Genomic DNA, 13172 nt, shown 5'->3' with positions numbered 1-13172 from the left:
CAAGTTCATACGTTATGTCACTTGAAAAAGTTATCGTGCGGACTTTGGCTAGAGTGCATTTGATTATTTCGATGTTAACTTTTGTACGTTAGGAGGAGTCATGAAACACTTTGAGTCCCGCTCCGATCTGGCTTTGTTTGGGGCTCCGCCGGCGTTCCCGGAGCCGCTGCACGTCGGACGGCCGAACATGGGAAGCCAGGAAACCTTTCTGTCGTATATGAATGATATTTTTAACCGGCGCTGGTTGAGCAACAACGGCCCGCTGGTCCAGGAGTTCGAGCGTCTGTTGGCGGAATTCCTCGGTGTGAAACATTGCGTGGCCATGTGCAACGGTACGGTCGCACTGGAGATTGCGATTCGCGCGTTGGAGTTGAAGGGGGAGGTGATCATGCCGTCCTATACTTTTGTTGCAACGGCTCACGCGCTGCAATGGCAGGAGATTACCCCCGTGTTTGCGGATATCGATCCGAATACCCACAATCTCGATCCGGAGGCTGTGCTCAGGATGATTACGCCAAAAACCACCGGGATAATCGGCGTCCATTTATGGGGGCGCAGTTGTCCAGTAGATGATCTGCAGGCCATTGCCAATGATTATGGATTGAAGCTGATGTTTGACGCTGCCCATGCTTTCGGGTGTTCCTACAAAGGGGAAATGATTGGCGGTTTTGGCGAGTGTGAAGTCCTCAGCTTCCATGCCACCAAGTTTTTTAATACCTTCGAGGGTGGAGCCGTGGTCACCAGTAATGATGACCTCGCCAGAAAAATGCGGTTGATGAAGAACTTTGGCTTCTCGGGCTACGACAATGTGATTTATCCCGGCACGAACGGGAAAATGACCGAAATAGCTGCGGCGATGGGTTTAGTCAATCTTGATGCCATTGGCGAATTTGTCGAGGCTAACCGTCGTAATCATGAACGGTATTCCATGCAGCTGAATGAGATACAGGGAGTATCGGTCCTTGCTTATGACGACCGCGAACACAACAATTACCAATATGTGGTGGTTGAAGTCAGCGATGAATTACCCATAAGCCGGGATGAGATCATTCATGCTCTCCATGCGGAGAATGTGCTGGCAAGACGGTACTTCTGGCCCGGATGCCATAATATGCAGCCTTATAAGGCGTTTTATCCCAATGCGGGAGTGATGTTGCCAAATACTAAAACGGTGGCAGATCGCGTCATCGTGTTGCCGACAGGGATAACTCTACCAGAAAGCGCAATAGATGTAGTCGCTTCGGTAATGCGATTACTAACGTCACAGTAGGAAGCCAAAATGATTACAACAGGCATGCAACCGTACCTTTTTCCATACATTGGATACTTCCAGTTATTGGAGTGCAGCGATATTTTTGTCGTCGGAGACGACATGCAATATATAAAGGGAGGATGGATCAACAGGAATCGCATCTTGGTTGATCGGGAGCCCTGCTGGTTGACGTTTTCCATTCACGACGATTCAGCAGATTTGCCTATCAATCAAAGGTATTACGTCGAAGATCCGAATGTGCGCAGCAAGATCCTGAGGCGTATCGAGTGCGCTTATAGAAAAGCGCCGTACTTCAAGGATATTTACCCTGTTATCGCAGACATAATGAGCTTCGGTTCAAACAATATCAGCGAGTTTAATACCAACGCTATCCGATGCTTGGCAAGCTTGCTGAACATTCAATGCCGAATTTTAGTGTCTTCTGAATTGAAGAAGAATAACTCACTGAAAGGTCAGGACCGTGTTATTGAGATCAACCGTTGTGTAGGTTCCAGTCATTATATAAATCCGATAGGCGGGATGGCGCTTTATAAAGAGCGCGACTTTCTCAAGTTTGGGATTGAACTGAGTTTCCTTCGGCCTGATGTCATTCAGTATCATCAGTTCGCCGAACCTTTCGTTCCTTCTCTTTCAATTATTGATGTGCTGATGTTTAACGGGATTCCGGGCACCTCGAAGCTTTTAGCGAAATACGACCTGATCAAACAGGAGCAGTGGTTTGCTGAGCCGGATAATCACCAGCAAGAAGCACAGCCGACGCTTATACCGATGTATGGTGGTTACAGTGCGTAATGAGATCATTTGTGCTCTCCAGATGGAGAATGTGCTGGCAAGACGGTACTTCTGGTCCGGATGCCGTAACAAGCAGCCTTATAAGGCATTTTATCCAATGCGGGATTTGATGCCGACAAATAGTAAAGCGTGGCCGATCGGATCATTGTGTTGCCGGCAGGAATGACCTCGCCTGATAACGCAATGGGTCTAGTTTTTTCTGTATTGCGATTGCTAGTGTCATTTGAGGAGAACGAAAATGATTGTAACAATCATGCAGCCATACCTTTTTCCATACATTGGATACTTCCAGTTATTGGAATGCAGCGATATTTTTGTCGTCGGAGACGACATGCAATATATAAAAGGAGGATGGATCAACAGGAATCGTATCCTGGTCAATCAAGAGCCTTGCTGGTTGACGTTTCCCGTTCAGGGAGATTCAGCGGATTTGCCTATCAATCAAAGGCATTACGTCGAAAGCCAGAATGTGCGCAGCAAGATCCTGAGGCGTATCGAGTGCGCTTATAGAAAGACGCCGTACTTCAAGGATATTTACCCTATTATCGCAGACATAATGAGTTTCGGTTCAAGCAACGTCAGCGAATTTAATACCAACGCTATTCGACGTTTAGCAAGCTTGCTGAAAATTCAATGCCGAATTTTAGTGGCTTCTGAATTGGAAAAAGACAACTCACTGAAATGTCAGGACCGTGTTATCGAAACTAATCGTTGTGTAGGTTCCAGTCATTATATAAATCCGATAGGCGGGATGGCGCTTTATAAAGAGCGCGACTTTCTCAAGTTTGGGATTGAGCTGAGTTTTATTCGATCTGATGCCATTCAGTATCATCAGTTCGCCGAACCTTTTGTCCCTTCTCTCTCAATTATTGATGTCTTAATGTTTTGCCCATTGGATGAAATTAGAAAATTTCTGAAACAGTATCAATTATTAAAGTTCTCTGATAGCAAGATTCTTCACTTTGAAAGCCATGAAGAAATGATTGATGACCGGCAATATGGATTAGGGTATTTATGAATAATATTATTGGCGAGCTATTGTCAAAAATTATGGGCGGCTATTTTAAGTTGGCGCTTCCACCTCAAAGACAGCAGCCCTATTCAGACGAATTATTTTCTCAATCATCACAAGCCATTCAAACAGGGACTGTCGTTTATGATTTTGTGGCTGACCGAAATGCATACCAGAGCGGATGTTATTGGTGCGATGGCGACAATCGCACCTATGCGTGCTCGCTCGTGGATTGCGATGTTTTCAAAGTTGCCCGACCTCCAAACCTTGTATCTCGACTAATTAGGGGTTGATTGAACTATGTTTAGATGGAAAAAATTAGGCAAAGTATTCACACCGCAAGAAGTGAAAGGACGCAGCTGGTTGAGAGAATTCGCACAAGCACCGGCCACATTGTTGTTCGAGGATTTCGTGCGGATCTATTTTTCCTGCCGCCCCCCAGCGGATGAGAGCGGCCAGTACGTAAGCTATTCTGCTTATGTCGATCTGGATCGCACAGATCTGTTCAAGGTGCGGCATGTCAGTGAACAGCCGATTCTGAATCTTGGCGGGTTAGGGGAATTCGATGAATTCGGCACCTATCCGGTTTCCGTCATTCGCAACGGCGATGAAGTGCGCGCCTATTATGCGGGTTGGACGCGCTGCGAATCAGTGCCGTTCAATGTAGCAATCGGCATGGCGCTCAGCCGCGACGGAGGCAATACCTTCACCAAGCTCGGCAATGGCCCGGTGCTGCCGTATTCGCCGGATGAGCCCTTCGTGCTGAGCGGGCCGAAGATCAGGCGTTTCAATAATATCTGGTATCTCTGGTATATCGCCGGACGCAAGTGGAAGACGGTGGATGGGCGAGCGGAGCCGGTCTATAAGATACGGATGGCGACATCGGCCGATGGCATCCACTGGAACAAGGTCAACAAGGATCTGATCGAAAGCCGCATCGAGGAAGATGAAGCGCAAGCCAGCCCGGACGTATTCCACGCCAATGGTAAATACCACATGTTTTTCTGTTACCGTTACAGCAGTCATTATCGGGGCAAGGATTACGGCTATCGCATCGGTTATGCATCCAGCGCAAACTTGATCGACTGGGTGAGGGATGATGCGAAAGCAGGCATCGACGTATCGGCGGAGGGCTGGGATGCCGAAATGATCAGCTATCCGCACGTTTTCGAGCTGGATGGGAAGACCTATCTGGCCTACCTTGGCGATCAGGTCGGCCGATACGGATTCGGGCTGGCCGCGCTAGACGGAAAACTGGAGTAAACGATGAGTGCGATGAAGTGGAATAAGCTCGGCAAGATATTTGACCCGACACATCACAAGCTGCCTAACGGCTGCATGCAGTTCGCACAATCGCCGCAAGCACTGGTGTTCGACGATTTCGTGCGGATCTATTTCTCCACCCGCTCGGTAGATAAAAACAGCGGGAAGCATTTGAGCCATATCGCCTTTGTTGATATGCAGAAGAATTTGCGCGATGTGATTCGCGTGTCCGACAAGTCTGTCATTCCGCTCGGTGGGCTGGGCTCCTTCGATGAGCACGGCATCTTCCCGATGAGCATCATGCGCCACGGCGATGCCGTGTACGGCTACACCTGCGGCTGGAACCGGCGGGTGTCCGTCTCGGTGGACACCGCTATCGGTTTGGCCATCAGTCGTGACGACGGCCTCACCTTCCAGCGCATCGGGGACGGGCCGGTGCTTTCAGCATCTCTGCATGAGCCCTGCCTGGTCGGCGACGGCTTCGTGAAGGTCATCGGCGATGTGTTCCATATGTGGTACATCTTCGGCACCGGCTGGAAAAAGTTCTCTTCGGACGCCGCGCCGGACCGTACCTACAAGATCGGCCATGCGATCTCCAGCGACGGCATCAACTGGACCAAGGAAGAGGCGCGGCAGATCATCCCGGACAAACTGGGGCCGGATGAAAGCCAGGCACTGCCGACAGTGATCGGAATCGACGGCCGTCATCACATGTTCTTTTGCTATCGCCAGTCGTTCGATTTCAGGAATAACAGGGATCGCGGCTATCGTATCGGCCATGCTTACTCCGACGACTTGATGAGCTGGACGCGGGACGATATGAATCCGCTGCTTGACGTAACGTCGGGCGATTGGGATGGGGATATGTTGTGCTATCCCCATGTGTTCGAGTGCGACGGCAAGGTGTATTTGCTCTATAACGGTAATGAGTTCGGACGCTACGGATTCGGGCTGGCCGAGTTGATAATATGATCAAGTACCGATTGAACAAAGCATCCGAGGCGGAGATTGCTGAACATCTCTGGCTCTGCAATACCGATTTCATGCCGCCTATGAGCGGACGTGTCGACATAAACGATTATGCAAAAAAGATCGTCAGTAAGTCGACGAGATACGAAGCGTGGATTGATGACAAGCTGGTTGGGCTGGTGGCCGTCTATTGCAATGATATGGAGAAGCGCACTGCCTACATCACCAATGTCAGCGTGTTGCGTGAGGCGACGGGCAAGGGCATCGCCGAGAGCTTGATGAAACGGTGTATAGAACGCAAAAAAGCGTTGGGGATGCGTCAGATCAGCCTGGAGGTGGCGAGTGACAACATACCGGCTATCAGATTATATGAAAAATGTGGGTTTGTTGCTAGCAAGGCGAAAACGCCATTTATCACTATGGATCTGTATTTGAATTAAAAGCGGGGAAGAAAATGAACGGCAAACGTGATTATAACGTCGAAATAAAAGATACATATGATCGCAAATACGCCTACAACTTCGATGGGGGCACCTTTACATGATCAAATCGTTTGAAGGCTTTTTCAACATGGGACGCTTGCTTGATTCGGCCAGCTTCAAGGACGACTTCACCAGAAAGCTTCTATCTTATTTCGATGAAATCACCTGTATCAAAACTTCGGATATTGACTGCCGATGCGCTTACTCATCTGATACTTTGGAGCGAGCCGCCATTGCAGCAAGGCTGAAGGTGATTCATAGACTGGGCTTTTTTTTAATGTGCGAAAGGGTAGGGCAAACGAGAATCTCATTTGCTGCTATTGTACAGATGTTAGAGTTGGAGAAACGTTGCTTGAGGTGGGCGCATGTCCCTAACCCATAAATCCCTGTCAGCAGTTTTTTGGAGTGGAGCGGATGTTTTTTTGCGCCAGGGACTTCAATTCTTTGTTTCGATTCTGCTGGCGCGATTGCTTTCTCCTGAAGAGTTCGGTCTGCTGGCGCTACTGTCTATTTTCACGGGCATCGCGACTCTATTTATTGACAGCGGTCTCAACTCGGCCCTGGTGCAGCGGCAAGACATCACGCGCAAAGATGAATCCACGGTGTTCTTCTTCAACTTGGTTACCGGCCTGCTTGTAGCGTTGGGGCTCGGTCTATCGGCGCCGTGGATCGCCACGTTCTTTGAACAGCCAGTCTTGCAGGCAAAGGTCCATATTATGGCCACGAATCTATTTACGATGCCATGGATTGCCACGTTCTTTGAGCAGCCAGTCTTGCAGGGCCTGACCTATGTGATGGCCTTGAACCTATTCGTGGGATCATTGGGATCCATTCAAGGTGCGCTGCTGACCAAAGCACTTGACTTTAAGACTCTGATGAAGATAAATGCGGTAGCCACGCTATTGTCCGGTGTGTTAGCGGTGTGCTTGGCGTGGAAGGGATTTGGCGTTTGGAGTCTGGCCTTACAAACCCTGGCTTCGACAGCGATTTCAGTGACGCTGCTGTGGCTGTGGCATCCGTGGCGGCCACAATGGACATTCAGCCTTGTCTCCCTGCGCTCGCTGTTTCGTTTCGGCGGGTTCATGTTGCTCTCAGGCCTGTTGGACACGCTGTATACCCGCCTCTACAGCGTGATTATCGGAAAGCTATATTCTGCCCGGCAGCTGGGTTTCTACACGCGGGCCGACAATATTCAACAGTTGCCTGTAAGCGTACTGACCAACGTGCTCAATCGGGTGGCCTTCCCTGTATTTTCTGCTGCCGCAGCCGACAAGGCTCGTTTGGCGCTGGGCATGCGCAAGGTTCTGCGGATAATTATGCTGTTCAACGTTCCGGCCATGCTGGGGTTGATGGCAGTGGCCGAGCCTCTGGTGATCACCTTGATTGGCGAGAAGTGGCTGCCGAGCGTGCCGATCCTGCAAGTACTTTGTCTCGCCGGGATGATATGGCCTCTGCATGCGCTTAATCTCAACGTACTCATGGCGCAAGGGCACTCGAACCTGTTTTTTCGTATTGAAGTAATAAAGAAGATCATTAGTATCGCCGCCATTGTAACAGCCAGTTTCTATGGCGTAATGGCTATTGTCTGGAGCGAGGTTATCGCGGCTGCTCTGTGTTTTCCGATTAACGCATATTACACTGGGGTTTTTCTCGGATATTCGGCCTGGAAACAGACGCTGGATATTCTGCCTTATCTGGCTGTCTCCATGTTGATGATGCTAGTCATCTGGCCCATCCATATTTATTTCACGTTTCATCCAGCTGCTCAGCTTGGTCTTATGATTGGGGTGGGCGCATTTGTTTACCTGCTTGCCTGCCATTTGCTTCGTTTAACGGCATTTAATGAGTCATGGACTTTGTTGGTCCAACGCAGAAGAACCGTGCAGAACCTTTAACTTTTACCTTGGGGAGCCTGAGTCAATGAACCAAGAAGCGACCTGTGAAGTAAAATACACTGAAGTCAGTGATCCGGCGGTGATGATCTTAGCGCCCATCGTCAGCGTCCATATGATAACCTACAACCACGGCCTGTACTTGGCCGAAGCCATCGAGGGCGTGATCGCCCAGAAGACCGATTTTCCCATTGAGCTGGTTATTGGCGAGGATTGTTCAACCGATAATACTCGAGAGATAGCACTGGATTACCAACGCCGTTATCCGCACCTCATTCGGGTGATTTACCCGGAACAAAATGTTGGGATGCATAGAAATTTTCGTCAGGTTAATGATGCATGTCGAGGAGAATTTATAGCCTATTGTGAAGGAGATGATTATTGGATTGATCCTGAAAAACTACATGAACAAGTGGCCGTGCTTTCAAGGTTGAAAAAAATCGATATCACTTTTCATAGTAGTTATTTTAAATCCGAAAAACAACAAACAATAATTCTCGGTCATGTTAATTCTTCAACTGATAAGGTATATACCTTATCAGAGGTGATTGATGGTGACATAAACTATGCAATGGGTTTTATGCCTACAGCAAGCATCATGGTCCGCCGAAGCCTGATAATGTCGATTCAAGATTGGTTTGATGCAAGGATATCTCCTGTGGGGGACCATATTGTGGAAGTTTTTGGTTCACGGAATGGAGCATATTATATGAATAGACCAATGAGTGTTTATCGTAGAGAGGCAAACGGATCCTGGTCAGAAAGAATGAAAAATGATCCTGATGCGTGTGTTGAAATGCACTTACAATTCCTTTCTATGCTGATAAAACTAAAACAGGCTATTCCAGAACAAGAAGAAGCATTCCTGCGCCGTATTATTTATTGTTGTGCCCATTTATCAAAAATAGGAACAGATAAAAATTTCACACAGATCAAAGAATCTATCTTACCGGTTCTCAAAGATATTTATAGACTGAAGGCAATTGACGAATACAGTATCGGGAATGAGCCATTGGAAGGGGCTCTTTTTACAAAACTTTCGATCGATTGCGGAACGACTAAGGAATTGGCTGATCTAGATTGCGGAGTATGTTGGCAATTTTGCAGGGTAGTGAAATCGGTCTTTGATTATGGAATATTGATTTTGCAAATGATCAATACAAATCATTCCAATTCAAGTGATTGTGAAAGACAAATAGTAAAGTGGAAAGTGGAAGAGCAAAGTAGTTATTTATTTGCGCGATGGAAGCGCTTTCGCAAATTGATAATTGAAAAAGTAGGATTTGTTTTAAAGGCAGCAGCAAGTACATTTCTTGCTCGTCAGAAATGCTAATTGTTAATGAATGTTTTATCAAGAGATTAGGGAAATGCTTTTGGAAATTAATGAAGATGCAGTGAAATGTCGAGCTCACTCAATAATGGAAAAACCATTCGAAATGGTTTGGATTACGTTCGGGATTTTTTTGTCAGAGGCTGAAATTGGTGATGATCGCCAATTTCATGAAGGCCCTGTTTCTAACAGGCTGAACTTGTCTTTGGGGTCGATGGTCCTAAAGGATGTCGATAATTTTAACGAAAAGTTAGAACGAGCCAAGGTTCATCAAGGACTATCGTCATTATATGTAACTAACTGTGCCAGGCACAATTATATGTTTGATATTCTGCGGCTGTCTCAGCAGGGTCGAAAAGCTGGAAATTACTTATTTTTTGAATGACTTATTAAATCTAAATGTATCGAAATAAGTAACTACTACTTAACACACAATTAAATGAGCTACGAGTCCGTTACTTATGAAACAAAACATTAAAACACTTACGGATTACCTTGACCTTGTTAAGCGGCGCAAGCATTACATTGTAGCTATCTGGTTGCTGGTAAGCTTCATATCGGTAACCGTCGCTTATAACCTCCCCAAAGTTTATCGATCAACGGCAACAATGCTGATCGAAGCCCCCATTCCGACAAACTTTTTCGAATCCACAGCATCGCATTATGCGGAAGAGCAAATTCAAACAATTTATCAAAAGGTCATGACGACCGATAATGTGCTTTCGATTATTGATTCAAATGGTCTTTACAACGATATCAAGGATGCCTATACAAAATATGAACTGGCGAATTTATTCAAAAAGAAAGTTGAAGTTAAGTTAGTCACTTCTTCTTTAGCGCCCGAGACCAGTACTGGAGTGGCCGAGATCGCCTTTAATATTTCATTTAATGATGGCGATGCAATTAAGGCAAAAGAGATAGCGAGCAAGCTGGCCGTCCAATTCATCGAGCAAAATGATAAGGCCAGAGCTCAGCGGGCTATCAGAGCGACGGGCTTTCTCATGGAGGAATCGGACAAGTTAAACCAGGAGCTTCAGGAAATTGACAGCGAAATTGCAAAATACAAGGAAAAACATAACTTCATTCTGCCGGAACAGGTGCAAGGGAATTTAGCTGCGATAGATCGTGCGGAGAGCGAGCTGAAAGATACCGACGCTCAAATCCGCGCTACGAAGGAAAGGATCATTTTTTTGGCAGCGGAGTTGGCGAGAGCACAGCAGGAACTGCCCAGTAGACTTGATGACAAAACACCAAAAAGCAAGGCTGAGGCCCTAAGGCTTTTGCGGGCAAAGTACCTTCAATACTCCAGCATTTATTCCCCTTCGCATCCGTCTTTGGTTCGCCTGAAGCGAGAGATAAAAGCATTGGACCCTACTTTTGAAGAGCAGTCGGCCGAGTCGGATGCTCTCAAACAATTGGCAGAGGCTAAGGGCGAACTTGAATTATTGGAAAGGAAATATGCCGGCAATCATCCTGATATAGAAAAACGCAGAAAACAGATTGACAGACTGCAACAACAATTGAAAAACACGCATCCACGCCCGCAGCAGGGACAGGATGAAGCCGTGAATGTTATCAATCCCGCTTATCTGGGTGTAGAAGCGCAATATAAAAGCAGTCAATCAGAGCTTCAGTCCTTGATGCAGAAACAGGAGTATTTGAGAACAAAGCTTGAAAAAACACAAAATACTCTCTCGCAGGCCCCTCAAATAGAAATGGCTTATACCGATTTGATAAGGAAGCGAGACAACATCATGAAGAAATACACTCAGCTCAAGGAAAAATGGCTGGATGCCAAGCTTGTCCAGACATTAGAAGAGCAACAGAAGGGTCAAACTCTCACCCTCATCGAGCAACCCGTCGTTCCAGCTCATCCGGAAAAAGCGATCAGAAGAATAGTGGCCATTGGCGGATCTTTTATAGGGATTGTTGCCGGCCTTGGTTTTGCCTTTTTATTAGAATTTTTGGATCCTGGCGTAAGGGGGTATAGAGCAATTAGCGAAGTGACAGGACTTATGCCGTTAGTGGTAGTCCCCTATATCGAATCGCCTGCCGAGTTGGAAGACCGGTTTGTGAAGCAGAATCGAATGAGGAAGATTGTAGTCTGGATAGGGATGTTTTTCATCATGTTGACTACTGTTGTAATGCTCATATTTTTCCTTCCGGCACCGCAAACATGAATCAACATCAAGTTATTAGTAATATGAGAGTTATCATGTAGTTACGTCCTTAATTGGAGAATAATCAATGATTAACAGTACTGATGGACACTCGCTCGACTCGATCCGATACACAAAAACTCAAACGGTCAGTATTGATCCGGATGTATTGCAGAATAATCGAGTTATTATGGGGCTCTACAATGATCCTCGAGCCGATATTTTTCGTGTGCTCCGGACGAATGTCCTCAGACAGATTCGAGAGAATAATTGGAACAGTTTTGCCATAACCAGCGCGACGCCAGGCGCAGGCAAAACTTTTGTATCTGTTAATCTCGCTATTGCTATAGCTATAGAGGGAAACCAAAGCGTTCTTATCGTTGATGCCGATCTTAGGCGCCCAAGTGTAGGTCAATATCTGGGGCTTGAATGGGAATTTGGGCTTGTCGATTGCCTGGAAAGGGACGTTTCTTTGGAAGATGCATTAATTAATCCCGGTATTGAGCGCATGGTAGTCTTACCTGGCAACAATTCCGACAACAATGCTTCGGAATTGATCTCATCCCGGAAAATGTTCAATCTGATTCAGGGGATTAAATCGCGTTATAAAGACCGGATTATTATTTTCGATCTTCCGCCCCTCTTTGCAGCGGATGATGCGTTGTTGTTTATGCCTTATATCGATGCTGCTCTACTGGTTGTAGAGGATGGAAAGAATACTTCCGACGAGCTTCAAGATGCCATGTACATTCTGGAGCAGACGAATCTGCTTGGATTGGTCGTGAATAAATCAAGTCAATCAATTCCAACATATCAATATAGATACGCAAATGAGACAGCTTGAACTTGACATTGCTTTCAGGACTATGGTAGGCATAATCCGGAATTAATATATTTCTTAATTACTTCAAAAGCTTATGAAAATTTGGATTGATCTTGATAATACACCGCATGTGCCTTTTTTCAAACCCATAATACGGGAATTGGAAAAGAAAGGATATACCGTTGTATTGACTGCGCGCGATGCTTTTCAAGTTTGCGAATTAGCCACTCTTTGTGGCCTGGACTATAAAAAGATAGGCAGACATTACGGCAAGAATCCTTTTTTTAAAGTGTTGGGGCTTTGCTGGCGCAGTCTACAATTGCTTTCGTTTGTCATACGTGAAAAGCCCGTGCTAGGCCTCTCTCATGGTTCTCGATCGCAAATTCTGTTATGTAATCTTCTTCGGATTCCGACCGTAATGATTATGGACTACGAGCATGCGCAAACTCCATTATTATTGCAACCACGCTGGGAAATTATTCCAAAGGCGCTCTCTAATGAACTCCTGCAGTGCAAAGCGAAAGAGAGAATTCTTACTTATGAGGGGATCAAGGAAGATGTTTACGTGCCTGAATTCATTCCAGATCCAAGCCTTGCTGCCGAGCTTAATCTTAACAGTGACGATGTTATAGTGACAGTTCGTCCGCCAGCAAATGAGGCGCACTACCATAATCCGGAGAGTGAAACCCTTTTTGTTGAATTCATGGAGCGGGTTTGTTCTACACCAGGAATCAAGTCGATCCTCCTGCCGAGGAATAAGCTTCAGGAAATGCAAATCAGAGAGAACTGGCCGCAGTGGTTTGCAGACTTTAATGTCATTATCCCTGCAAAGGCAGTAGATGGACTTAATCTGCTTTGGCATTCTGACCTGGTGGTTAGCGGGGGAGGGACGATGAATCGTGAAGCGGCGGCATTGAATATTCCTGTCTACAGTATCTTCCGGGGCAAAAGTGGGGCGGTGGACCGCCAACTGGAAAATGAAGGACGGCTAGTATTGATAGGAAATGTTGATGAGGTGAGCAATAAAATCCTGCTTCAACACCGCAGTAAAGAGGCAACCTCAACAGGATTAGTTCCCCGAAAAGCTCTTAGCGGAATAGTAGAGCATATTGACGCCATAATGATTAAAGAGAATTACCCTAGCAGTTTATAGCAGTATTCTAGCCAGGAGCTGATC

General features: G+C 46.5%; 13 protein-coding genes. All 13 read left to right on the top strand.

The features are described 5' to 3' along the window. The first annotated feature begins 100 nt into the window (after window positions 1–100). Window positions 101–1270, top strand: a complete 1170-nt coding sequence (locus ACTNE6_RS11530; RefSeq protein ID WP_442496806.1) for a DegT/DnrJ/EryC1/StrS family aminotransferase — start codon at window positions 101–103, stop codon at window positions 1268–1270. Between the two features lie 9 nt (window positions 1271–1279). After that, window positions 1280–2065: a WbqC family protein gene (locus ACTNE6_RS11525; RefSeq protein WP_442496805.1), complete on the top strand. Its 786-nt coding sequence runs from the start codon at window positions 1280–1282 to the stop codon at window positions 2063–2065. A 238-nt stretch (window positions 2066–2303) separates the two neighbouring features. Further along, on the top strand, window positions 2304–3083 hold the full coding sequence (locus ACTNE6_RS11520; protein WP_442496804.1) for a WbqC family protein: 780 nt from the start codon (window positions 2304–2306) through the stop codon (window positions 3081–3083). 294 nt (window positions 3084–3377) lie between these two features. Next, complete coding sequence (locus tag ACTNE6_RS11515; protein ID WP_442496803.1) at window positions 3378–4340, top strand: hypothetical protein; 963 nt, start codon at window positions 3378–3380, stop codon at window positions 4338–4340. Between the two features lie 3 nt (window positions 4341–4343). Continuing rightward, window positions 4344–5312, top strand: coding sequence for a hypothetical protein (locus tag ACTNE6_RS11510; protein ID WP_442496802.1), 969 nt, complete (start codon window positions 4344–4346; stop codon window positions 5310–5312). Continuing rightward, window positions 5309–5749: a GNAT family N-acetyltransferase gene (locus tag ACTNE6_RS11505; protein WP_442496801.1), complete on the top strand. Its 441-nt coding sequence runs from the start codon at window positions 5309–5311 to the stop codon at window positions 5747–5749. Before ACTNE6_RS11510 ends, ACTNE6_RS11505 begins: the two co-directional genes overlap by 4 nt. Window positions 5750–5849: 100 nt before the next feature. Beyond that, window positions 5850–6173 carry a hypothetical protein gene (locus tag ACTNE6_RS11500; RefSeq protein WP_442496800.1) on the top strand — a complete coding sequence of 108 codons (324 nt, stop codon included), beginning with the start codon at window positions 5850–5852 and terminating at the stop codon, window positions 6171–6173. Further along, window positions 6157–7686, top strand: a complete 1530-nt coding sequence (locus tag ACTNE6_RS11495; protein ID WP_442496799.1) for a lipopolysaccharide biosynthesis protein — start codon at window positions 6157–6159, stop codon at window positions 7684–7686. The genes ACTNE6_RS11500 and ACTNE6_RS11495 overlap by 17 nt, the downstream gene beginning before the upstream one ends. Window positions 7687–7711: 25 nt before the next feature. Next, window positions 7712–9016: a glycosyltransferase gene (locus tag ACTNE6_RS11490; protein ID WP_442496798.1), complete on the top strand. Its 1305-nt coding sequence runs from the start codon at window positions 7712–7714 to the stop codon at window positions 9014–9016. Between the two features lie 34 nt (window positions 9017–9050). Then, window positions 9051–9398: a hypothetical protein gene (locus ACTNE6_RS11485; RefSeq protein ID WP_442496797.1), complete on the top strand. Its 348-nt coding sequence runs from the start codon at window positions 9051–9053 to the stop codon at window positions 9396–9398. 76 nt (window positions 9399–9474) lie between these two features. Continuing rightward, the gene (locus ACTNE6_RS11480; protein ID WP_442496796.1) at window positions 9475–11193 is read left to right on the top strand and encodes a GumC family protein; all 1719 of its coding nucleotides are present in this window, start codon (window positions 9475–9477) and stop codon (window positions 11191–11193) included. Window positions 11194–11260: 67 nt separating this feature from the next. Further along, on the top strand, window positions 11261–12016 hold the full coding sequence (locus tag ACTNE6_RS11475; protein WP_442496795.1) for a CpsD/CapB family tyrosine-protein kinase: 756 nt from the start codon (window positions 11261–11263) through the stop codon (window positions 12014–12016). A 73-nt stretch (window positions 12017–12089) separates the two neighbouring features. Continuing rightward, entirely contained in the window at window positions 12090–13148 is a 1059-nt protein-coding gene (locus ACTNE6_RS11470) for a DUF354 domain-containing protein (protein ID WP_442496794.1), read from the top strand. The last annotated feature ends 24 nt before the right edge of the window (window positions 13149–13172 follow it).

The sequence above is a fragment of the Methylobacter sp. sgz302048 genome, assembly GCF_052162025.1.
Classification (GTDB): domain Bacteria; phylum Pseudomonadota; class Gammaproteobacteria; order Methylococcales; family Methylomonadaceae; genus Methylobacter.
Note: the sequence above shows the minus strand (reverse complement) of the source record. Positions and strands in the feature narration are given on the sequence as shown.